The organism is Deinococcus aestuarii (assembly GCF_018863415.1).
In the GTDB taxonomy this organism is placed as follows: Bacteria; Deinococcota; Deinococci; order Deinococcales; family Deinococcaceae; genus Deinococcus; species Deinococcus aestuarii.
The window spans coordinates 1-21,337 of the sequence record NZ_JAHKSN010000028.1; the positions used below are offsets into that span (position 1 = coordinate 1).

Annotated in this window: 17 protein-coding genes, 2 pseudogenes and 1 riboswitch; of the genes and pseudogenes, 14 read left to right on the forward strand and 5 right to left on the reverse strand. The window is 70.7% G+C overall.

Translation table 11 applies throughout. The features are described 5' to 3' along the window. Nucleotides 1-103, forward strand: a pseudogene (locus IC605_RS22005) (IS5/IS1182 family transposase); the annotation flags it as partial. 132 nt (nt 104-235) lie between these two features. Here IC605_RS22005 and IC605_RS22010 read toward each other — a convergent pair. The 3 genes and pseudogenes from IC605_RS22010 to IC605_RS22020 form a co-directional block, all read right to left on the reverse strand. Continuing rightward, nucleotides 236-655, reverse strand: a pseudogene (locus IC605_RS22010) (hypothetical protein); the annotation flags it as partial. Between the two features lie 183 nt (nt 656-838). Then, the gene (locus IC605_RS22015) at nt 839-1,423 is read right to left on the reverse strand and encodes a hypothetical protein (protein ID WP_216329017.1); all 585 of its coding nucleotides are present in this window, start codon (nt 1,421-1,423) and stop codon (nt 839-841) included. A gap of 215 nt (nt 1,424-1,638) precedes the next feature. Next, complete coding sequence (locus tag IC605_RS22020; protein WP_216329020.1) at nt 1,639-2,352, reverse strand: Dps family protein; 714 nt, start codon at nt 2,350-2,352, stop codon at nt 1,639-1,641. A 214-nt stretch (nt 2,353-2,566) separates the two neighbouring features. Between IC605_RS22020 and IC605_RS22025 the strand changes: the two genes are divergently transcribed. The 6 genes from IC605_RS22025 to ribH all read left to right on the forward strand — a co-directional run bounded on the left by IC605_RS22025 (nt 2,567) and on the right by ribH (nt 7,844). Continuing rightward, nucleotides 2,567-3,226, forward strand: a complete 660-nt coding sequence (locus IC605_RS22025) for a response regulator transcription factor (RefSeq protein WP_216329022.1) — start codon at nt 2,567-2,569, stop codon at nt 3,224-3,226. Next, nucleotides 3,223-4,092, forward strand: a complete 870-nt coding sequence (locus IC605_RS22030) for a HAMP domain-containing protein (RefSeq protein ID WP_216329024.1) — start codon at nt 3,223-3,225, stop codon at nt 4,090-4,092. Before IC605_RS22025 ends, IC605_RS22030 begins: the two co-directional genes overlap by 4 nt. Nucleotides 4,093-4,181: 89 nt before the next feature. Beyond that, nucleotides 4,182-4,349, forward strand: a riboswitch (FMN riboswitch). Nucleotides 4,350-4,417: 68 nt separating this feature from the next. Then, a complete protein-coding gene (gene ribD, locus IC605_RS22035; RefSeq protein ID WP_216329026.1) occupies nt 4,418-5,491 on the forward strand; it encodes a bifunctional diaminohydroxyphosphoribosylaminopyrimidine deaminase/5-amino-6-(5-phosphoribosylamino)uracil reductase RibD in 1,074 nt (357 codons plus the stop codon). A 12-nt stretch (nt 5,492-5,503) separates the two neighbouring features. Continuing rightward, nucleotides 5,504-6,157: a riboflavin synthase gene (locus tag IC605_RS22040; protein WP_216329028.1), complete on the forward strand. Its 654-nt coding sequence runs from the start codon at nt 5,504-5,506 to the stop codon at nt 6,155-6,157. After that, nucleotides 6,154-7,341, forward strand: coding sequence for a bifunctional 3,4-dihydroxy-2-butanone-4-phosphate synthase/GTP cyclohydrolase II (locus IC605_RS22045; protein WP_216329030.1), 1,188 nt, complete (start codon nt 6,154-6,156; stop codon nt 7,339-7,341). The genes IC605_RS22040 and IC605_RS22045 overlap by 4 nt, the downstream gene beginning before the upstream one ends. Nucleotides 7,342-7,382: 41 nt before the next feature. Continuing rightward, complete coding sequence (ribH, locus tag IC605_RS22050; RefSeq protein WP_216329031.1) at nt 7,383-7,844, forward strand: 6,7-dimethyl-8-ribityllumazine synthase; 462 nt, start codon at nt 7,383-7,385, stop codon at nt 7,842-7,844. A gap of 452 nt (nt 7,845-8,296) precedes the next feature. Here the strand turns inward: ribH and IC605_RS22055 are convergent, their stop codons facing one another. Beyond that, on the reverse strand, nt 8,297-8,563 hold the full coding sequence (locus tag IC605_RS22055; RefSeq protein WP_216329033.1) for a metal-sensitive transcriptional regulator: 267 nt from the start codon (nt 8,561-8,563) through the stop codon (nt 8,297-8,299). A gap of 60 nt (nt 8,564-8,623) precedes the next feature. On the opposite strand from IC605_RS22055, the gene IC605_RS22060 reads away from it, so the two are divergent. Then, nucleotides 8,624-9,997 carry an MBL fold metallo-hydrolase gene (locus tag IC605_RS22060; protein WP_216329035.1) on the forward strand — a complete coding sequence of 458 codons (1,374 nt, stop codon included), beginning with the start codon at nt 8,624-8,626 and terminating at the stop codon, nt 9,995-9,997. A 436-nt stretch (nt 9,998-10,433) separates the two neighbouring features. On the opposite strand, the gene IC605_RS22065 is transcribed toward IC605_RS22060, so the two are convergent. Then, a complete protein-coding gene (locus IC605_RS22065) occupies nt 10,434-11,402 on the reverse strand; it encodes a sugar-binding transcriptional regulator (protein ID WP_216329037.1) in 969 nt (322 codons plus the stop codon). A 696-nt stretch (nt 11,403-12,098) separates the two neighbouring features. Between IC605_RS22065 and IC605_RS22070 the strand changes: the two genes are divergently transcribed. The 6 genes from IC605_RS22070 to IC605_RS22095 all read left to right on the forward strand — a co-directional run bounded on the left by IC605_RS22070 (nt 12,099) and on the right by IC605_RS22095 (nt 21,117). Next, nucleotides 12,099-13,505, forward strand: coding sequence for a xanthine dehydrogenase small subunit (locus tag IC605_RS22070; protein WP_216329039.1), 1,407 nt, complete (start codon nt 12,099-12,101; stop codon nt 13,503-13,505). After that, nucleotides 13,502-15,901: a xanthine dehydrogenase molybdopterin binding subunit gene (gene xdhB / locus IC605_RS22075; protein ID WP_216329041.1), complete on the forward strand. Its 2,400-nt coding sequence runs from the start codon at nt 13,502-13,504 to the stop codon at nt 15,899-15,901. Before IC605_RS22070 ends, xdhB begins: the two co-directional genes overlap by 4 nt. A gap of 1 nt (nt 15,902) precedes the next feature. Beyond that, entirely contained in the window at nt 15,903-16,751 is an 849-nt protein-coding gene (xdhC, locus tag IC605_RS22080) for a xanthine dehydrogenase accessory protein XdhC (RefSeq protein ID WP_216329043.1), read from the forward strand. Next, entirely contained in the window at nt 16,748-18,067 is a 1,320-nt protein-coding gene (gene guaD / locus IC605_RS22085; RefSeq protein ID WP_216329044.1) for a guanine deaminase, read from the forward strand. The genes xdhC and guaD overlap by 4 nt, the downstream gene beginning before the upstream one ends. Before the next feature lie 165 nt (nt 18,068-18,232). Then, nucleotides 18,233-19,633: an NCS2 family permease gene (locus tag IC605_RS22090; protein WP_216329046.1), complete on the forward strand. Its 1,401-nt coding sequence runs from the start codon at nt 18,233-18,235 to the stop codon at nt 19,631-19,633. Between the two features lie 77 nt (nt 19,634-19,710). Next, nucleotides 19,711-21,117 carry an 8-oxoguanine deaminase gene (locus IC605_RS22095; protein ID WP_216329047.1) on the forward strand — a complete coding sequence of 469 codons (1,407 nt, stop codon included), beginning with the start codon at nt 19,711-19,713 and terminating at the stop codon, nt 21,115-21,117. Nucleotides 21,118-21,337 lie beyond the last annotated feature (220 nt).

The following is a 21,337-nucleotide window of genomic DNA, read 5'->3' on the forward strand; positions in this document are numbered from 1 at the left end:
CCTGGGACGAGATTTAGAACGCTTGTCCTCTACTCTGATCGGCTTTCACTTTGTTGCCGCTTGCGTTCTGATGCTGGCGAAAATCAAGCCATTTTTTGGATAGGGCTTTGCCCAGCCTCTAAGGCGCGGGTTTTGCCCCGTTGCGTCTTGCCGCAGCTCCCCCGACACCCTCCCCTTCCCGGTTCTCCAAATCCCTGCCGGAACGCTGCCCGGCGGCCCCGGCCAGAAAGGGCTCTCAGGTCCGGTTCCGGCGTCCGGGCGGGGGCCCCACCTGTCTCGCCAGACCGTCGAACATCAAGGTCAGGCCGTTCTCGAACTCGTCGGCGTAGCGGTAGGACCGGCCGATCACCAACTCGGCGAGGTGCGGGTAATCTTGGGCGCTCAGGTTCAGCTCCGCCGCGAAGGTGTGTGCGCCCTCGGCAGGCCCGAAAGGCAGCTTGAGTTCGGTCAGGGCCAGGGCCCAGGTGTGTTCGGACAGCACCCGGCGCAGCGAGAGGGCCCGCGCCCGCATGGCGGCACGCCAGGGCTCGCCGGGGGCCGGAAGATGAATCAGCGTGAAAACCCAGTCGAGCAGGTCGTCCTTGCTCGCGACGTGGTGGTAGAGCGACATCGCCTCCACGCCGAGCTGTTTGCCGACGTTGCGCACCGAGACGGCCGCGAGCCCGTCGCGGTCGGTCCCGGGCGAGGTCTCCCAACCTCCGCTCCAGCACGCCCTCCGTCTCCCTTTGGGGCAGCGAGAGGATAGAGGGGGAGCGGGGCGAGGCGGCGCGGAAGCTCAGTTCGTCAAGGAACCCGTCCGGCCCAAAGACCATGCCGCCCGTGATGGGCACGTCAGCTTTCAAAAAGGGCCGGACCAACTCCAGCCCCTCGAAGCGCAGACCACGGGGACCACGGCGGCCGGGTCGGCCTCGCAGAAGGCCTTGGCCATCTTCAGCGCGGGGAAGGCGGCGTAGCAGCCCATGAAGCCCACGTGGAAGCGGGCGACCCCCGGCGCGAGGCCGAGTGCGCGCACGACCGCATAGTCCGGCCCCGGGGCGAAGAAGCCCGTGCAGGAGACGGTGACGACGTGGCTGATGTCGGCAGCCGTCAGGCCCGGGCTCGCCTCCAGCGCCCGCCGCGCCGCCCGCACGAAGAGTTCGGTCGCGTGGACGGTGTAAAAATCGTTGCGCGCCCCGGTGCCGGGTTTGAGCATCCGGCCCGTGGCGGGGTCGTAGAAGAGGGCGGGCCCGCCCTGCGGGCCGCCCAGAAAGTCGCGGACCACGCTGTGCCGCCGGTCGATGGCCGAGGCGTTGAAGATCGAGGTGGTGAGGCGCTGGCCCAGGCGGTCGAGTTCGGGCTGGGCGCGCAGGATGTCGCGGATGACCGCCTGCGGGTAGGCCGTCTCCGGGACGGCCATTTCAACGGCGTGCAAATACACGGGCATGAATCAAGGGAGAGAGGCTGATCCGGACTTGTAGATGGGCCTCACGTCGCGCGGGCTGGGCGGGTGGGCCGCCAAACGGACATGGGGTCGAGGGTCTCGCTGCATGGGGTCCTCCAGCCTGTCATGGAAGCGGCTCTGGCCGCCTTGACGATCTCGTGTTCCAGAGACGAGAAACGGGAGAGAAGCTTCCCTCCCGTCTCCATCCCCATGTCTGCTTACTTCCCGCGCAGGGGGACGGGCTGACCGTTGTTGATATCGAAGCCGGTGTTGGGGTCACGCGGCGTGGTCTGGAGGAAGGCGCGCATCTGCCACTGGTACTTCTCGATGGCGTGCTCGACCTCTTGCAGCAGGTTGGCGGTGGTGGGGTCGGCGTCCTCCACGTCCTTGATGCGCCCGTAGATGCGCTGGCCCACCGTCTCGTACTGGTAGGTGAAGAACTGGATCACCTGGCTGTCGTCCATGAAGCCGCCGGGAATTTCCGGCAGGCGCGAGGCGGCGACGATGGTGATGGCCCGCCCGTCGCTCGACGCCCCCACCGAGAGCTGGCGCTCGGCCACGTCGTCGGCATACTGGCTGATGCCCTCGGAGTGCTCCTGAAGCAGCTCGTGCAGGGTGTACCAGAGGGTGCCCGAGACATTCCAGTGCGCCTGCTTGGTCCGAAGTTGCAGCGCCTGAAGCTCGGGCAGGGTGTTTTGCAGGGCCTGAACGCTCTTTTTCAGGTCGGTGGTCCCGGAGGCGGGCAGGGTCGTGGCCCGGTTAGAGGGCAGCGGCGAGGCCGTGCCCGTGTTCTGGGCGGTGGGCTGGCCGGTGTTGGGGGCGAGCTCGTTCACGTTGGTGGACGGCACACCCGCACCGGCGCTCTGGGCACCTGCTCCGCCGGCGAGGGCGGAACTCACGAGGAGGGCGGTCACGAGAAACACGTTTTTCATAGGTCTCCTTCTCTGGATGCCGAACCAATGGCAACTCGCCTGACCGTAGGGTCCCCCTGTTAGACAGATGCAAGAAAGACGAGCGCGTCAACGTCTTCTCAAGCTCCACTCATCGGGCGTTCTTACGTTCGTCTGATCTCGGGTGGTTAAGGTGTCCCCATGCGCGTGTCCCCAGGCTCCTTCTCGCCTTCGGGCGGGGCTGGGGGGCACTGAAGTGCGGCTGCTGCTCGTGGAGGACGACCCGCGTATTGCGCTGCCCACCGCACGGGCCCTCTCGGATGCCGGTCACGAGACGCACGTCGAGCCGGACGGGGTGCGGGGACTGGCCGCGGCACGGTGCGGACGGTACGACGCCCTGCTGCTCGACGTGATGCTTCCGGGCCTGGACGGCTTCGAGGTGGCGCGGGTCCTGCGCGCCGAGGACGCCGAGGTGCCCATCGTCTTTCTCACCGCCCGGGGAGCCCTGCACGACCGGGTGGACGGCCTCGATCTCGGCGGGGACGCCTACCTCGTCAAGCCCTTCGAGCTGCCCGAACTCCTCGCCACCCTGCGCGCGGTCGTGCGGCGCGGGCAAAACGTCCGCAGCGCCCGGGTGGCCTTTGGTGGCGGTGCCGGACTGCTGGACGCCCGGCACCGCCAGGTGTGGTGGCAGGGGGAGGTCGTGGGCTTCACGGCGCGCAAGTATGCCCTGCTGGAGGTTCTGGTGCTCTCGCAGGGGCGCTGGTTCACGCGCGAGGAGCTGGTTGCGCGGGTCTGGGGCCCGGACTTCGGGGGTGAGGCGCGGGTGGTGGACGTGTACGTGAGCTACGTCCGGCGCAAGCTCTCTCCCAGCGTGCTGGAGAGCTCACGGGGACTGGGGTACCGGGTGCCATGAGCATCCGCACCCGGATTGCCCTCGGGGTTGCCCTTCAAACGGCCGTGGTGATCCTGGTGGTCGCCGCCGTGCAGTTCCTCGCCCTGCGCTCCTTCCTGGCCCTGGCGGAGTACGAACGGCTGGAGACGCTGATCCCGCGTCTCGAACAGGAGCTGGCGGGCCGCCCCGTGGCCGCGCCGCCGCTGGAGATCACCGCGCTGCCGCGCAATGTGGACGCGCGGGTCATTCTGGACGGCCGGGTGGTGGCCGTGACGGAAGAGTTCCCGCCCATCCCGCTGGGGCTGCCCGCCGGGTACGCCCCGCGCGCCGGGCACGACGTCCTCGTCACCACGGTGGACTTGCGGGGCCAAGCGGCCACGGTTCAACTTGCCAGCGACGTGCTGGGGGTGGTCAACCCCCTGCGGGCCTACCTGCGGGCGCTGGCGGTCACGGTCCCCACGGCGGCGGCGCTGGTGGCGCTGCTGAGCTTCATCCTGGCCGGGCGGCTGCTGCGGCCCCTGGCCCGGTTGCAGGCGGCGGCCGCCCGGGTCGGACACGGGGGTGAGCTGCGGACGCCTCTTCCCGGCGTGGGCCGGAACGACGAGCTCGGGCGGCTGGCCGGGACCCTGCAAACGTCCTTCGCCCAGCTCGCCGACGTGCGTGAGCGCGAAGAAGAGTTTACCCGGGCGGCCGCCCACGACCTGCGCTCGCCGCTGGCCGCCCTCAAGACCCCCAGCCTGCCTGGACGACCCGACGAAGCGTCAGGACTTCGGCGCCCCCGCCACCGGCCCTGGCGCAGCTCACCGTTACCGATGAGAGGGACCGGACGAGTTCGCACGCGCGAGCCTGTCAGGGCCAGCAGGACGGCACCGGTAGGCGGGGAGTGATGTGGACCACCTGCCCCGAGCGATCCGCCCTTCGTGAGCTTTGCCCTTGGTGGGCGGAGTCCGCGCCCCTACAGTGACCTCTGGCGCAAGCCATCCTTCGGGGCGGGGTGCAATTCCCCACCGGCGGTGATCACGTCAGGGTCCCCAACCCCCCGGCGTGTCAGCCCGCGAAGCCCGGCCCAGATGCAGTTCAGGCCCGGCCCGACTCGGTGCGACTCCGAGGCCGACGGTCACAGTCCGGATGAGAGAAGGAGGGAGCCGACTCGCACCCCGCGGGTTGGCGTCCGACGTGTATACCGGGATTCATCCTCCAGACGAAGAGTTCATGCGAGAGGCCTTGGAACTCGCCGTGCGCGGGCTGGGCCGCACCGCCCCCAACCCACCCGTCGGGTGCGTGATCGTGCGGGGCGGCCAGATGGTCGGCCGCGGCTTTCACCCCCGGGCCGGGGAGCCCCACGCCGAGGTGTTCGCCCTGCGGGAGGCTGGCGAGCAGGCGCGCGGCGGAACGGCGTACGTCACGCTCGAACCGTGCAGCCACTTCGGCCGCACCCCGCCCTGCGCGGACGCCCTGATCGCGGCGGGCGTGTCGCGCGTCGTGGTCGCGGCCCCCGACCCCAACCCACGGGTCGGCGGACGCGGTATGGAGCGGCTGCGTGCGGCGGGCCTCGAGGTGGTGGTGGGTGTCCTCGCGGACGAGGCCCTGCGGCAACAGGCGGGCTTTCGCAGCCTGATCGTGCGGGGGCGCCCCTGGGTCGTGTACAAGTACGCCATGACCCTGGACGGCCGGGTGGCGGCCGTGACGGGTGACAGCCGCTGGGTCAGCGGCGAGGCGGCGCGCGCCCTGGTCCACCGTTGGCGCGACGAGTTCGACGCCCTGGCCGTGGGAAGCGGGACGGTGCTCGCCGACGACCCCGAGCTCACGGCGCGTGGCCTGCCCGCCGGGCGCGACCCCCGGCCGGTCATCTTCGACCGTCGGGGCCGCATACCAGGGGGGGCGCGGGCGTTGCGGCCCGGCACGGTCATCGTCACCGCGCCGGACACCGACACCGGGCACCTGGAGCGGGCGGGGGTCCACCTTCTGCGGGCCGGGGACCTCGCCGACGCCCTGACCGGGCTGGGCGCACTGGGCATCACCAGCCTCCTGCTGGAGGGCGGCCCCACCCTGGCCGGGGCCCTGCTCGCCGCCGACCTCGTGGACGAGGTGCGGGTCTTTGTCGCGCCCAAGGTGCTGGGGGCCGGGATCAGTCCCCTGGCGGCCCCTGGCCGGGAGCGGATGGGTGAGGCGCGGGCGTTGGCCGACGTGACCGTCACGCCTGTCGGGTCGGACGTTCTTATGCGGGGCTTGTTGCAAGGAGTCCCGCAGCTCGAAGACCAGGGCGCGGCCCTGGCCCCCTTCTGAAGGAGCACAACGATGTTTACCGGAATCGTCGAGCAGATCGGCCGCGTGACGCGTGCCGAGGAACGAAGCGGCCATCTCACCCTGGAGATCACTCCCGAGCGGATGTGGCGGGACCTCGACCCCGGCGAGAGCATCGCCGTGGGCGGCACCTGCCTCACCGTGACGGGTTGGGACGACACGACCTTTACCGTGGACCTGTCGCGCGAGACCCTGAACAAGACCGCGCCCCGCTGGCAGGTGGGCGCAACCGTCAACCTGGAGCGGGCCATGAGCGCCTCCGCCCGCTTCGGCGGCCATGTCGTGAGCGGGCACGTGGACGGGGTGGCCGAGGTGCTGGAGGTCCGCCCGGAGCCGGGGGCCCACACCATGCGGGTGCGCGCCCCCCGTCACCTCGCCAAATTCCTGGTCCCCAAGGGCAGCGTCACCGTGGACGGCGTGAGCCTCACGGTCGTGGACGTGGGCGGTCCTGGGGGCAGCCGCCCCGACCTCGCCCCCGACGAGTTCACCCTCTGGCTGGTGCCCCACACCCTGGAGGTCACGACCCTGCACACCTGGCGGGCGGGCACGCGCGTGAACCTGGAGGCCGACCAGATGGCGAAGTACGTCGAGAGGTTGATCCTGATGCGCGAGCGGGAGGCCCAGCCCGCGCCGGAGGTGGTCCGGTGAGGCTCGCCTCCATTCCCGACCTCCTCGCCGAACTGCGCGCCGGGCGCCCGGTGATCCTGGTGGACGACGAGGACCGCGAGAACGAGGGCGATCTGCTGATGCCCGCCGCCACCGCCACACCCGGGTGGATCAACTTCATGGCGCGCGAGGGGCGGGGGCTGATCTGCGTGACCCTGACCCCGGAACGCGCCCGTGACCTCGACCTCACCCCGATGGTGGGCGCGGGCACCGATCCCAACAGCACCGCCTTCACCGTCAGCGTGGATCACGTCGGCAACTCGACCGGCATCAGCGCCTACGACCGCGCGGCGACCGTGGCGGCCCTCCTTGACCCGGAGGCGAAAGCGGGCGACTTTCGCCGTCCCGGCCACATCTTCCCGCTCCTCGCGCGGCCCGGCGGGGTGCTGCGCCGGGCGGGACACACCGAGGCGGGGTGCGACCTGGCACGGCTCGCCGGCTTTGCGCCCGCCGGGGTGATCTGCGAGGTGATGGGCGACGACGGCGAGATGAGCCGCCTGCCCGACCTCCTCGCCTTCGGGGAGAAGCACGGCCTCCTGGTGGGCTCCATCGCGGACCTGATCGCCTACCGCATGGAACACGACCCGTTCATGGCCCGGGTGGCGGAGGCCGACCTGCCCACCGAGGACGGCGACTTCCGCATCGTGGGCTTCGAGGACACCCTCTCGGGGGCCGAGCATGTCGCGCTGGTGCTGGGTGAGGTCACGGAGGAGCCCCTGCTGGTGCGGGTGCATTCGGAGTGCCTGACCGGGGACGGCTTCCACTCGCTGCGCTGCGACTGCGGCCCCCAGCGTGACGCGGCCCTGCGCGCCATCGCCGGGGAGGGCCGGGGGGTCCTGATCTACCTGCGTCAGGAGGGCCGGGGCATCGGGCTGCTCAACAAGATTCGCGCCTACGCGCTGCAAGACGGCGGGGCCGACACGGTGGAGGCCAACGTGCAACTGGGTCTGCCCGCCGACGCCCGCGACTTCGGAATCGGGGCGCAGATGCTCTTCCTGCTCGGCGCGCGTCAGCTCCGGGTCCTGACGAACAACCCGCGCAAGCTGCACTCGCTCTCCGGCTTCGGGCTCACGGTCGTCGAGCGGGTGCCCCTGCATGTCGGGGCCAATCACCACAACGCGCGGTATCTCGCCACCAAACAGACCAAACTCGGCCACCTCAGTTGAACCCCCGGGGGGGCAGTCTCCGCCCCCCTTCTGGAGAACCCATGCACCGAATCGAAGCCGACCTGATCGCCACGAACCTGAAAATCGCCATCGTCAACACCCGCTGGAACCACTTCATCGTGGACCGCCTGGTGGAGGGCGCCGAGACGGCCTTCGTCCAGCACGGGGGCAAGAGCGAGGACCTCACCCTGGTCACGGCCCCGGGCGCGTTCGAGGTCCCGCTGATCGCCAGGAAACTCGCCGAGAGCGGACGCTACGACGCGGTGGTGTGCCTCGGCGCCGTGATCAGGGGCGCGACCGACCACTTCGACTTCGTGGCCGGGAACGCGGCCTCCGGGCTGGCGCGGGTGAGCCTGGAGACGGGCGTACCGGTGGCGTTCGGGGTGCTCACCACCGACACCATCGAGCAGGCGGTCGAACGCGCGGGCACCAAGGCCGGGAACAAGGGAACGGAGGCGCTGCTGGCGGTGGTCGAAACGGCCAATGTGTTGAAAAAGCTGTAGCGGGGCGCGACCTCCTCTGTCCCGACTCCGCCTGAACGTTCGTCTCGCGTTTCGAGAACGCGGAGGGCCAACGCCGCGGCGCTGGCCGTTTGCAGGCCCGAACACGGCAGGGACCCGGCAGTAAAACGGGATCGGGACGAGCGAGGTGCCTCACACGGTCTCCCGCGCGGCGAACGCTCAAGGGCCGCCTACCCCATCCCCTCAACCCGAGGGGCAACCTTGGCGTTCGTTTTCGCGTCGTTAACGGCGTCGCCTCCACATCCGCACGAGATGCTGCGCCGTGAGTCGTTCAGGTCCCGGCCGCGCCTGTGCCCCGCGTCCTGCCAGCACTTCGGCGCGGAGGCGGCGGGGACGACACGGGGCGTGGAAGATGGGCGTGGCGTCAAGCTTGAACGGGCCGACTCCCTGCCCCGGAACGTTGCACCAGGACGAAACCCGCTTTCCAGCCGATCTCACCGGGCGAGCTTGAGCAGCCGCATGAGGTCGGCGGGCCTCTCCCCGCGTGCCTGGCACCTCTCCACGTAGGTCTCCAGAATCACGTCCCCGGTGGACTCGAACGCACTCTTGGCGCTGCCGTACAGGCTCATCACCTCCACGCAGCCCTTCTCCTCCGCCACCATCTTCTGCAACCCCCGAATCTGCCCCTCCAGTCGGCGCAGGCGGTTGAGAATCTTCGTCTTCTCGGCTTCACGGTCACTCACGGGCACGCTCGCGGTCATGTTCCCAGTATACCCCCTGGGGTATTTGACAGATAGGGGGAGGGGGTATACGATCCGGGCATGTACTTCCAACGCTTCTACGACGACGACCTGGCCCAGGCGTCCTATATGGTCGGCTGTCAGCAGACCGGCGAGTGCCTGGTGGTGGACCCGGTGCGCGACATCTCCCGGTATCTGGAAGAAGCCAAGAGCCAGAAGCTACGCGTCACGCACGTCACCGAGACGCACATCCACGCCGACTACCTCTCCGGCGCCCGTGAGCTGGCGAAAGCTACAGGTGCAGGGCTCCTGCTCTCCGATGAGGGCGGCGAGGGGTGGCGGTACACCTACGACGACGGCCACCAGACGCGGCTGCACGACGGCGACACCTTCATGGTCGGGAACGTCCGCATTCAGGCGATTCATACGCCCGGCCACACACCGGAGCACCTGAGCTTCCTCGTCACCGACACTCCGCGTGGCGATCCCCCTTCCATGATCCTGACGGGCGACTTCGTGTTCGTGGGCGACCTGGGCCGCCCCGACCTGCTCGACGAGGCGGCGGGGGGGCAGGACACCCGCTTCGAGGGAGCGCGGCAGATGTTCGCCAGCCTGCGGGGCAAGTTCCTGACCCTGCCCGACTACGTGCAGGTGTGGCCCGGCCACGGCTCGGGGAGTGCGTGTGGCAAGGCGCTGGGGGCCGTCCCGACCACGACCGTCGGTTACGAGCGGGCGCTGAGCTGGTGGGGCAAGTTGGTCGAGCGGGGCGACGAGGAGGCGTTCACGCGGGAACTCCTGTCCGGCCAGCCCGACGCGCCGCTGTACTACGGGCGGATGAAGACCGAAAACCGCGACGGCCCCGCCCTGCTGGGTGAGGTCATGCCGCTGCCCGAACTGAGCGAGCAGGACGTGAAGGCCCGCCTCGCCAGGGGTGCCCGCCTGATCGACACCCGGAAGAAAGAGGAGCACCAGGCCGCCGTCCCACTCGGCAGTGTGAATCTCCCCGACGGCAAGACCTTCGAGACCTGGGCCGGGTGGTTGCTGACCCCGGACCGCGAGCTGATCCTGCTTGCGCCCGCCGAGCGTGCCGAGGTCCTGCGCCGCCGCCTGTGGATGGTGGGGCTGGACCACGTGATCGGCTTCATCCCCAGCGCCGAGGGTCTGGAGACGGCATCCGCCCCGCCTCTTCCTGCCGAGGAACTGCCCCAGCACGGGGACGCCCTGATCCTCGACGTGCGGGCCAGCACCGAGTACGAGGAGGGGCACATCCCCGGGGCCCGGCAGCTTCACGCCGGACGCCTGCCCTGGCGGCTCGACACCCTGCCGAAGGGCCGTGAGATCGTCGTGCACTGTCAGGGCGGGACCCGCAGCGCCGCCGCCGCCAGCCTGCTGCGGGCCGAGGGCTTTCAGGTTGTAGAACTCGCTGGGGGCTACGACGCCTGGGCGAAGACCTAGCAGCAAAGAGATCAATCAGCGGAAGACCGGGCCGCGTCTCGTGGCGACCAGCCACGCCTCTCGTCCCAGCCTCACCTCCGCCCGAAAGACGGGACCCCACGTGGGGTGGGGGTGCGCGGGTCGGCGACCGTCTGCGGGGTCGTGAAGGTCTGGATGGCGCCTGCCTCGGCCTCCCCTTGCAAGGGGCTGGAAGCCGTGGGCCTGTTGACCACAGGCCAGCAGGCCCGCGCTAAGCACGAGCGACAGAGCCGCACGGCAGGCAAAGGAAGCGGTTGAGGTGGTGTGGGCAAGTTTTCCTTGAGTCACGAGCGCTCCCTGAACGTGGCGCTCTCCCATCCGCGCGAATATCACCCTGGTTACCCGGACTTCATTTTCCGGCGTGAGCCAACCCCTGCCCGGTGCCTGCTCTCTTTCCCGGGGCAGGGCGTGTTCCCGACTACCCCTCCTGCAAAAGCCGCCCCGCCACATGCTGGTCGGTGATGAGGGTGTCGATCCACCCACCCCGGGCCGCCGCCCGGATCGCGTCGAACTTGCTGCTTCCACCGGCGATCCCTACCCGCCGGGGCGTCCTCTTGAGCTGCTCCGGGCTGATGCCCATCACCCGGTCGTGCATCACGGTCTCGATGTACCCCCCGTTCACGTCGAAGAACCGCTGGCACACGTCCCCGACCGCGCCCGCCTCGTGCAGGGCCCGCAGGTCCTGATCGCTGATGACGTTGCCGCTCTCCCGGATCAGCCGCGAGGGGTTGAGGCTGCCGATGCCGACCAGCACCAGCGACAGGTGATCGAACGAGGCGAACACGCTCGCCACGCCCGGGTCCTCCAGCAGGTTCTGGGACACGCCCGCCGAATGCACCACGCCGGGCACGGGGAGAAAGACCGCCTGCGCCCCCAGGTAGTATGCCAGGCGTTCCGTGAGGGTGGTCGCGTGGGCCTGCGAGCTGGGACGGCCCAGGCCCCCCAGCACCTGAATGACCTGCCGCGTTCCGCTCTTGCCCAGCGGGCGCATCGCGTTGACGGTGGCGAGCAGGGTCTCGCTCCACGAGGAGATGCCGATGCACTCGACCCCCACCAGGGCCGTCTCCAGGTAGCTCGCGGCGCTCGCGCCCAGGGCGGGGATCACGTGCTCGGTCTCGTCGCCCGTATCGACGACCATGACTTCCCGCAGCCCGTAGCGTTCCTCAAGCTGCTCTTCCAGGTCGGCGTACACGCCGAGGGGCATGTGCACGGTCGTTTTGACGATCCCGACCGTCTCCGCCTGCTTGAGCAGCCGCGACACCCTGGCCTGCGAGAGGCCCAGCCGGGCCGCGATCTCCGGTTGCTTGACGTTGCCCTGATGGTAGAGGCGGGCGATCTTCGCCATCAGGCGAAGCTGGTCGGTCGAGGTGACGGGCGGCACGGTCATGGACCCAGGATAGGGAAGTGTCGTCATAGCCATTCAATGCCGAACCCCCTTGCATCCTTTTGTCACCCTGACGGGGAGGAGCGGGGCCGGATTCAGCGGACTCACCCCACCCCGAGGTGCGCCACCCGCTGCTGCGCCTGCGACACCCTGCCTTCATGGGTCCGGTGGTCCCGCCTTCCCCTGCGCGCCGAGCAGGCCTGCATGGCGGCAAAACGCCCTCGCACGGACCTCAGAGACACCGCTGCCGCCCAGCGCCTTCGTCAGAAGGGACAGACTCTGCACCCGGCCAGCTTGCAAAGCATGAACCCTATGTAGAAACGAGGACCTTGCGCCAGAATCACCCGAAGGACAGCACGCCCAGCTCCCTCGATCCGACCCGCGTTGAGCAGCGCGCTGGAGTCGTACACTGGTCGCACCTCGGCCAGATGCCGGGACCCGAACACCCCTGGTCTGTGCCCCGAGCGCGAGGCCCCTCTCTCTGGACTGAGTTCAACGCACCTTGCGCCTGACCTCTTGCAAATAGATAGGCGTCTCAGTATCATCCCTTCGTAACGACAACCCAGACCACTGTTCTGCATGGATAACCAGCGGTCCGCCTCGTGCGTCAACCATGCGCTTGACCTCTCCCGGTCGGCGTGTGCCAGACACGAGGCGGACGCCTTTTTGGCGACTCACCGCCAGAAGCAAGGAGCCAGCATGGACAGCATCATCCTGACCGTCAACGGCGTTCCCCGCGAGGCGCGCGGAGTCCAGCCCCATACCACGTTGCTGAACTGGCTGCGAGACCAGGGTCTGACGGGCAGCAAGGAGGGCTGCGCGGAGGGCGAGTGTGGCGCCTGCGCCGTCTTGGTCGCTCGCCCGGCCAAGGACGGCGGCACCCGGCTGGAGTCCGTGAACAGTTGCCTCGTCCTGCTCGCGGCCCTGAACGGGCAGGAGGTCGTCACCGCCGAGGGCCTGGGGACGCCGGGATGCCTTCACCCCGTCCAGCGCGAACTCGCCGTGCGGGGCGGCTCGCAGTGCGGGTACTGCACGCCCGGCTTCGTGGTGAGCATGGCCGCCGAATATTACCGGGAGGACCGGCCCGCAACGGATTTTGACATCCACGCGCTGAGCGGCAACCTCTGCCGCTGCACCGGCTACCGCCCGATTCAGGACGCCGCCCTCGCGCTGGGCGCCCCGGCGCAGGAGGACGCCTTCGCCCGCCGCCGCGAGCACCCCGCGCCCGTCCCGCAGGCCACCCACCTGTCCACCCCGGACGGCGAGTTCTGGCGCCCCACGGGGCTCGCGCAGGCGCTGGGCCTGCTCGCCGCGCACCCCGGGGCCGTGCTCCTCGCGGGGGGCACCGACTGGGCGGTGGACGTGAATCTCCGCCACTCGCGCGCCGCGACGACCATCGCGCTCGACGGGCTGCCCGAGCTGCGGACCCTGGAGTGGACCACGGCCCATGTGGAGATCGGCGCGGCGCTCAGCCTCTCGGAGGTCGAGCGGCGGCTCGCGGGGCGGGTGCCGCTCATGGACGAACTCTTCCCCCTCTTCGCCTCGCGCCTGATCCGCAACAGCGCCACGCTGGGCGGCAACCTGGGCACCGCCTCGCCCATCGGGGACAGCCTGCCCGTGCTGCTGGCGCTGGACGCCGGGGTGGTGCTGGCCTCGCGGGCGGGCGAGCGCGAGGTGCCGCTCTCCGAATACTTCACCGGCTACCGGCGCACGCGGCGTGAGCCCGGCGAACTCATCCGGGCCGTGCGGATTCCGCTTCCCCTGGCGCCCGTCACCGGCTTTTCCAAGATCGCCAAGCGTCGCTTCGACGACATCTCCTCCGTGGCGGTCGCCATCGCGCTCGACCTCGACGGCGACGTGGTGCGCTCGGTCCGCATCGGGCTGGGCGGCGTGGCGGCGACCCCGCTCCGCGCCTGGGCTACCGAGGAGGCCCTGACCGGCCAACCCTGGAACGAGCGGACGGTCCGCGAGGCCGCCCGCGTGCTGCGGGAGGAGGGCACGCCGCTCGACGATCTCCGCGCCAGCGCCGCCTACCGCGCGGCGATGCTGGAACAGGCCCTGCTGAAGTTCTCCTTCGAGAAGACCGGCCAGGAGGTGACCGTATGACCAGCCTGTTCGAGAGGCCCCCGGTGGGTGCGGTGGGCGAAGCCATCCCCCACGAGAGCGCCGAAGCGCACGTCACGGGGTCCGCGCTCTATACCGACGACCTGGGGGTGCGGCTCCAGAACCTCCTCCACGCGTGGCCGCTCCAGGCCCCCCACGCCCACGCCCGCGTGACCCGGCTGAACGTCGCGCCCGCCCTGGAGGTGCCCGGCGTGGTCCGGGTGCTGACGGCCGACGACGTGCCGGGGGTGAACGACGCGGGCGTGAAGCACGACGAGCCCCTCTTCCCGACCGAGGTCATGTACCACGGCCACGCGGTCTGCTGGGTGCTCGCCGAGAGCATCGAGGCCGCGCGGCTGGGGTCGCAGGTGATCGAGGTCGAGTACGAACCGCTGCCCGCCCTGGTGACCATTCACGAGGCCATCGCCGCCGAATCCTTCCAGGGGAGCCAGCCCACCCTGCGCCGGGGCGACGCATCCTTCGGGCTGGAACAGGCCACCCACGTCTTCGAGGGCGAATTCGAGTTCGGTGGGCAGGAACACTTCTACCTGGAGACGAACGCCTCGCTGGCCCACGTGGACGAATGGGGGCAGGTCTTCGTGCAGTCGAGCACCCAGCACCCCACCGAGACGCAGGAAATCGTGGCGCACGTGCTGGGCCGCACCAGCAGCGAGGTCACCGTCCAGTGCCTGCGGATGGGCGGCGGTTTCGGCGGCAAGGAGATGCAGCCGCACGGGTACGCTGCCATCGCCGCGTTGGGGGCGGTGCTGACGGGCCGCCCGGTGAGGTTGCGCCTCAATCGCCAGCAGGACCTCACCCTGACGGGCAAGAGGCACCCCTTCCACGCGAGCTGGCGGGTTGGCTTCGACGAGGACGGCAGGTTGCTCGCCCTCCAGGCCACCCTCACCTCGGACGGCGGGTGGAGCCTCGACCTCTCCGAGCCGGTGCTCGCCCGCGCCCTGTGCCACATCGACAACGCGTACTTCATCCCCCACGTCGAGGTCCACGGGCGCATCGCCAAGACGAACAAGACCTCGCAGACGGCCTTCCGGGGCTTCGGCGGGCCGCAGGGCATGCTGGTGATCGAGGACCTCCTGGGCCGCTGCGCGCCGCTGCTGGGGCTCGAACCGCACGAGCTGCGGGCGCGCAACTTCTACCAGCCCGGCGAGGCCACCCCCTACGGCCAGCCCGTGCGCCACGCCGAGCGGCTGGAGGACCTCTGGACCACCCTGCTCTCCCGCTCGGACTTCGCGGCGCGGACGCAGGAGGTGCGGGCCTTCAACGAATCGCACCCGCACACCAAACGTGGCCTCGCCGTCACGCCCGTCAAGTTCGGCATCTCCTTCAACTTCACGGCGTACAACCAGGCGGGCGCCCTCGTCCACGTCTACAAGGACGGCTCGGTCCTGATCAACCACGGCGGCACCGAGATGGGCCAGGGGCTGCACACGAAGATGATGCAGGTGGCGGCGACCGCCCTCGGCGTGCCGCTCTCCTGCGTGCGCCTCGCCCCTACCCGGACGGACAAGGTGCCCAACACCTCCGCCACGGCGGCGAGCAGCGGCGCGGACCTCAACGGCGGGGCAATCAAGGACGCCTGCGAGCAGATCAAGGGGCGGCTGGCGGCGGTGGCGGCAGGGTCGCTGGGCACGCTGGCGGCGAAGGTGGGGGCGCTGGGCGTCCACCCGAACGACGTGCGCTTCGAGAACGGGCGCGTCTTCCCGGTCGGGCACCCCGAACTGGGGATGGACTTCCGGCAGGTCGTCCACGACGCCTACCACCTGCGGACGCAGCTCTGGGCGGCGGGCTTCTACCGCACGCCGGGCCTGCACTGGGACCGCACCACCATGCAGGGCGAGCCCTTCAAATATTTCTCCTACGGCGCCTCGGTCAGCGAGGTGGAGGTGGACGGCTTTTCCGGGGCCTACCGCCTGCGCCGGGTGGACATCCTGCACGATGTGGGCGACAGCCTCTCGCCGCTGATCGACCTCGGGCAGGTGGAGGGCGGGTTCGTGCAGGGGGCGGGCTGGCTGACCCTGGAGGAGCTGCGCTGGGACACGTCGGACGGGCCGCACCGGGGCCGCCTCGCCACCCAGGCCGCGAGCACCTACAAGCTGCCGAGCTTTTCCGAGATGCCGGAGGTCTTCAACGTGGCGCTGCTGGAGCGGGCCACCGAGAGCGGCGTGGTGTACGGCTCCAAGGCGGTGGGCGAGCCGCCCCTGATGTTGGCGATCAGCGTGCGCGAGGCCCTGCGGCAGGCGGCGGCGGCCTTCGGCCCGGAGGGGCGGGTGACGGAGCTGGCGAGCCCCGCCACCCCCGAGGCCGTCTTCTGGGCGCTCGACGCGGCCCGGCAGGCGAGCGCCCGGCCCACCCCCTCGCCCCACGTGGCGGCGGACTGACGTGCCGGGCTGGCTGGAGGCGGTGCAGGGCCTCGCGGACCGCGGCGAACCCGGCGTCCTCGTGACCGTCGCGGCGGTGCGAGGCCACGCCCCGCGCGAGGCGGGCGCGAAGATGGTCGTTGGCCCGACGGAGAGCTGGGACAGCGTGGGCGGCGGCAACCTGGAGGCGACCGCCGTCGAGCGGGCCCGGGCGCTGCTCGCCTGCCGGGCGACGACCCCCGAACTGCTCACCCTGCGGCTGACCGACCGGGCCCCGAACGAGTACGGGCGCCAGTGCTGCGGCGGGGAGGTGACGCTGCTCCTCGAACCCCTGGCGACCGCGCGCCCGCACCTCGCCGTGTTCGGGGTGGGCCACGTGGGGCTGGCGCTGGCAGGCATTCTTAACACCCTGCCCGTGCACCTCCACCTGATCGACTCGCGCACCACGCAGCTCACCCCCGGGCGCCTGGCCGGGCTCGCGGGCGGCGCCGCCCGCCTGCACGTCCATCACGCACCGATTCCCGAGCTGGCCCTCGCGGAGCTGCCCGCCGGAACCCACCTCCTGATCATGACCCACGACCACGCCGAGGACGCCGCCCTGTGCGACGCCGCCCTGCGCCGCCCCGATCTGGGCTTCACCGGACTCATCGGGTCGAAGGTCAAGTGGGCGCGCTTCCGCGAGCAACTGCGGGCAGTGGGTCATGCCGAGGAGACCCTGGCCCGCATCACCACGCCCATCGGCCTTCCCGGCATTCGGGGCAAGAGCCCGGCGGTGATCGCCCTGAGCGTGGCCGCGCAACTCCAGCAGGTGCTGGAGGCGGCCGAGCCCTGCGCCGTCTCTTCCGTCCCCACTCCCCAGAGGACCCCATGAAGCTCTACCGCGCCACCCTGATGCACACCCCCGCGAGCCCCTTCGACACGCCGGACGCGCTGCACGTCCTGGAGGACGGCGCCCTGCTCGTGGAGGGGGGCCGCATCCTGGCCGCGTCGCCCTACCCGGACCTGCGGGCCGCGCACCCCCGCGCCGAGGTCGTCGATCTGCGCGGCGGCGTGTTGCTGCCCGGCTTCGTGGACACCCATGTCCACTACCCGCAGGTCCGGGTGCTGGGCGGGCTGGGGATGGGGCTGCTCGAATGGCTCGACCGCAACACCCTGCCGGAGGAGGCGCGCCTGGCCGACGCCACCTACGCCGGGGCGGTCGCCCGCGAATTTCTGTCCGCCCTCGCGGCGAACGGCACGACGACCGCCCTGGTGTTCGGCAGCCACTACGCCGCCGCGATGGACGCCTTTTTCGGGGAGGCGGCCCGCAGCGGCCTGCGGGTGGTGGCCGGGCAGGTCGTCTCCGACCGCCTGCTGCGCCCCGAACTCCACACCACACCGGAGCGGGCCTACGCCGAGGGGAGGGCGCTGATCGAACGTTGGCACGGGATGGGCCGAGCCCTGTATGCCGTGACGCCACGGTTCGCCCTGTCGGCGAGCGAGGGGATCCTCGACGCCTGCGCGGCCTTGACGGGCGAGTTCCCGGGCGTGCGCTTCACCAGCCACATCAACGAGAACCGCCGCGAGGTCGAGGTGGTGCGCGGGCTCTTTCCCGGCGCCCGCGACTACCTCGACACCTACGAGCGCGCGGGGCTGGTCACCCGCCACAGCGTTCTCGCCCACAACGTCCACCCGACCGGGCGCGAGCTGGACGTCATGGCGGCTTGTGGCTGCACCGCCGCGCACTGCCCGTGCAGCAACTCGTCCCTGGGAAGCGGCCTCTTCCCGCTGCGCCGCCACCTCCAGGCGGGCGTCCACGTCTCGCTGGGCACCGACGTGGGGGGCGGCACGGGCTTTTCGATGCTCAAGGAGGGGCTCCAGGCCTATTTCATGCAGCAGCTCCTCGGCGAGGCGGGACAGCCGCTCGCACCGGCGCACCTGCTGTACCTGGCGACGCGGGCGGGCGCCCAGGCGCTCGACCTGCACGACCGGACGGGCGATTTCGGCGTGGGCAAGGCCTTCGACGCGGTGTACCTGCGCCCCCCGGGGGGCAGCACGCTGGCAACCGTGCTGCGGCACGCGGAGAGTGGTGAGCGCGTCCTGGCGGCCCTGTTCACCATGGGGACCCAGGCGGACGTGGCCCGGGTCTGGGTGGAGGGCGATCAGGTGTACGAACGGCCCGCCACCCCCAGCGAGGTCGGCGTATGACCCGGCTCTCCCGTGCCCGGGACGGTCCCCCGGCTTGAGGCAGGCCGCTGCCACTCCGTCCCGGACAGGCCACGTCGGCTGCTCGGGTGGCCGTTCCATTCTCCCGAGTTTTCCAGCCTTCGGGGACCTGCCCCAGGCCGAGGGCTTTCCGACAGGAGACTGAGCATGTCCGACGTTTCTGCCCCCCGTCCCGCGGCCAGCTCCGGCCTCGACCGTTTCTTCGGTCTGAGCGCCTCCGGCTCGACCGTCCCCCGCGAGCTGCGCGCGGGCCTGACGACCTTCCTCACGATGAGCTACATCCTCTTCGTCAACCCGCAGGTCCTGTCCGCCGCGATCCAGGTGCCCAACGCCTTCGTGCAGCTCCTGATGACGACCGCCATCGCCGCCGCCTTCGGCTCGCTGGTCATGGGGTTGATCGCCAAGTACCCCTTCGCGCAGGCACCCGGCATGGGCCTCAACGCCTTCTTCGCCTTCACGGTCGTGCAGGGCCTCGGCGTCCCGTGGCAGACGGCGCTGGGCGCCGTCTTCATCAGCGGCGTGCTCTTCGTCCTGCTCAGCGTCCTGGGTGCGCGCCAGGCCATCGTGCAGGCCATCCCCACCTCGCTCAAGTTCGCCATCACCGGCGGCATCGGCGCCTTTCTGGCCTTTCTGGGGCTGCGCAGCGCCGGGCTGGTCGTCAGCAACGACGCGACCCTGCTCGGCCTGGGTTCGCTGCGCGCCCCGACCGTGTGGCTGGCGCTGCTGGGGCTGATCATCGCCGCCGTCCTGATGAGCCGCCGCGTGACCGGCGCCATCCTGTGGAGCATCCTCGCCACCACCGCCGTCGCCATCCTCACCGGCGCCGCCGTGTACGCAGGCGGGGAGAACGGGGCGCTGCGGGCTTTCCCCGGCTTCGACGGCACGTTCCTGGGCATCTTCGGCACGCCGGTCTGGCCCTCCTCGCTCGTGGGGCAACTCGACCTGGCGGGGGCGCTCGGCCTGGGCCTCCTGAGCGTGGTGTTCACCTTCTTCTTCGTGGACTTCTTCGACGCGACGGGGACGCTGACGGGGCTGTCGCAGCGGGCAGGCTTTCTGGACGAGCACGGCAACATGCCGCGCGCCCGGCGCCTCTTTGCGATGGACGGGCTGGCCGCGATGTTCGGTGCCTTTATGGGCACGAGCACGACGACGGCGTACGTAGAGTCGGCCAGCGGCATCGGGGAGGGGGGCCGCACCGGGCTCACCGCCGTGACGGTCGGGGTGTTGTTCCTGCTCGCCATGTTCCTGTGGCCGCTCGCCGCCGCGATTCCGGGGGCCGCGACCGCGCCCGCCCTGATCCTGGTGGGGGCGCTGATGATGGAGGGGGTGCGGCACGTGGACTGGGACGACATCAGCGAGGGGTTGCCGGCCTTCCTGACTGTCATTGCCATGCCGCTGACCTTCTCCATCGCCAACGGGGTCTCCTTAGGCGTGATCAGCTACTGCGCGATCAAGCTCTTCAGCGGGCGCGCGCGGCAGGTCAGCCCCATCCTCTACGGCGTCGCCGCGCTGCTCCTCATCCGCTACATCTGGCTGGTCGGCGAGTAGCACGGCCCCGGCCCCCTTCCCCCAACTCCTGGTCCTGGTCCGCGTGGCCGGGACCTTTCTTCTTCAGGAGGCTTTCCATGACCGCACCCCACGAGCCCCAGACGCTGCTGCGCGGCATCCACACCCTGCTGACGATGGGGGGCGAACGCGAGGCCCCCTCACCGCCGATTTCCGACGCCGCCGTGCTGATCGAGGGACCGCGTGTGCGCTGGGTCGGCCCGGAACGGGAGCTGCCCGCCGAACTGCTGGCCCCCGGCCACCACGTCCGCGACCTCGGCGGGCACGTCGTCCTGCCCGGGCTGATCAACACCCACCACCACCTCTACCAGAACCTCACCCGCTGCCTGGCGCCCGATTCGGGGCTGTTCGACTGGCTGCGGACGCTCTACCCCATCTGGCTGCGCCTGACCCCGGAGGCGGCCTTCGTGAGCGCGCAGGTGGGGCTGGCCGAGCTGGCGCTCTCCGGCTGCACGACGAGCAGCGACCACTTATACCTCTACCCGAACGGGGTGCGGCTGGACGACACCATCCACGCGGCGCGGGAGACCGGCCTGCGCTTCCACGCGACGCGCGGCAGCATGAGCCTGGGGGAGTCGCAGGGCGGGCTGCCCCCCGACCGCGCCGTAGAGCGGGAGGACGACATCCTGCGCGACAGCGCGCGGGTGATCGCGGCCTTCCACGACCCCCGGCCCCTGGCCCTGACGCGGGTGGCGCTGGCGCCCTGCTCGCCCTTCTCGGTGACGGGCGACCTGATGCGCGAGAGCGCCCGCCTGGCTCGCGTCCACGGCGTCCGGCTCCACACCCACCTCGCGGAGACGGCCGACGAGGACGCCTTCTGCCTGGCCCGCTTCGGCCTGCGGCCCCTGGACTACGCCGAGTCGCTGGGGTGGCTGGGGCCGGACGTGTGGTTCGCGCACGGGGTCCACTTCAGCCCGGCGGACGCGGCTCGGCTGGGCCGGTGCGGCTGCGGCGTCGCCCACTGCCCGAGCAGCAACATGCGCCTGGCGAGCGGCATCGCCCCGGTGCGGGAGCTGCTGGAGGCGGGCGTGCGGGTGGCCCTCGGGGTGGACGGCAGCGCCAGCAACGACGGCGCGCACCTGCTCGGGGAGGCGCGACAGGCGCTGCTCTCCTCGCGCGTGCGCGGGGCTCCCGGCGAGGCACCCCGCGCGGCGGACGCCTTGAGCGCCTCCGAGGCCCTCTGGCTCGCCACCCGGGGAGGGGCGGAGGTGCTGGGCCGGGAGGACCTCGGGCAACTCGCACCCGGCTTCGCCGCCGACCTGATCGCCGTGAACCTCAACGACCTCGCCTTCGCCGGGGCACGGCACGACCCGCTCGCGGCCCTGACCCTGTGCAGCCCGCCGCGCGTGGCGCTGAGCATGGTGGGAGGCCGGGTCGTCGTGGAGGGCGGCGAGCTGGTCACGCTGGACCTGCCGCCCCTGCTGGAGCGCCACGAGCGCCTGAGCCGGGCAATGGTGCTGGGCTGAGCCCGCCCACCGCCCGGCTTCCGTCCAGGAAAAGGAAGGAGAGACCCGACCGCATCCAAAGCATTTGACACGAGAAGACTGTCATGCTGAGCGCAGCGAAACCTCTCCAACGGGCCGGGCGAGACCCTTCACGTCGTTCAGGGTGACAATTCTGCGCTCGGCAAATGCTCCAAGCCTCTCTCCGACTCGGCATGCTCAGGTTGACCGGGCTCCGGGAGTC

Excerpts from the sequence above, each read along its gene's own strand:
- IC605_RS22015 (WP_216329017.1), bottom strand. The coding sequence starts at position 1,423 with ATGCCCGTGTATTTGCACGCCGTTGAAATGGCCGTCCCGGAGACGGCC.
- IC605_RS22020 (WP_216329020.1), bottom strand. The coding sequence starts at position 2,352 with ATGAAAAACGTGTTTCTCGTGACCGCCCTCCTCGTGAGTTCCGCCCTC.
- IC605_RS22030 (WP_216329024.1), top strand. The coding sequence starts at position 3,223 with ATGAGCATCCGCACCCGGATTGCCCTCGGGGTTGCCCTTCAAACGGCC.
- ribD (WP_216329026.1), top strand. The coding sequence starts at position 4,418 with ATGCGAGAGGCCTTGGAACTCGCCGTGCGCGGGCTGGGCCGCACCGCC.
- IC605_RS22040 (WP_216329028.1), top strand. The coding sequence starts at position 5,504 with ATGTTTACCGGAATCGTCGAGCAGATCGGCCGCGTGACGCGTGCCGAG.
- ribH (WP_216329031.1), top strand. The coding sequence starts at position 7,383 with ATGCACCGAATCGAAGCCGACCTGATCGCCACGAACCTGAAAATCGCC.
- IC605_RS22055 (WP_216329033.1), bottom strand. The coding sequence starts at position 8,563 with ATGACCGCGAGCGTGCCCGTGAGTGACCGTGAAGCCGAGAAGACGAAG.
- IC605_RS22060 (WP_216329035.1), top strand. The coding sequence starts at position 8,624 with ATGTACTTCCAACGCTTCTACGACGACGACCTGGCCCAGGCGTCCTAT.
- IC605_RS22065 (WP_216329037.1), bottom strand. The coding sequence starts at position 11,402 with ATGACCGTGCCGCCCGTCACCTCGACCGACCAGCTTCGCCTGATGGCG.
- IC605_RS22070 (WP_216329039.1), top strand. The coding sequence starts at position 12,099 with ATGGACAGCATCATCCTGACCGTCAACGGCGTTCCCCGCGAGGCGCGC.
- xdhB (WP_216329041.1), top strand. The coding sequence starts at position 13,502 with ATGACCAGCCTGTTCGAGAGGCCCCCGGTGGGTGCGGTGGGCGAAGCC.
- guaD (WP_216329044.1), top strand. The coding sequence starts at position 16,748 with ATGAAGCTCTACCGCGCCACCCTGATGCACACCCCCGCGAGCCCCTTC.
- IC605_RS22090 (WP_216329046.1), top strand. The coding sequence starts at position 18,233 with ATGTCCGACGTTTCTGCCCCCCGTCCCGCGGCCAGCTCCGGCCTCGAC.
- IC605_RS22095 (WP_216329047.1), top strand. The coding sequence starts at position 19,711 with ATGACCGCACCCCACGAGCCCCAGACGCTGCTGCGCGGCATCCACACC.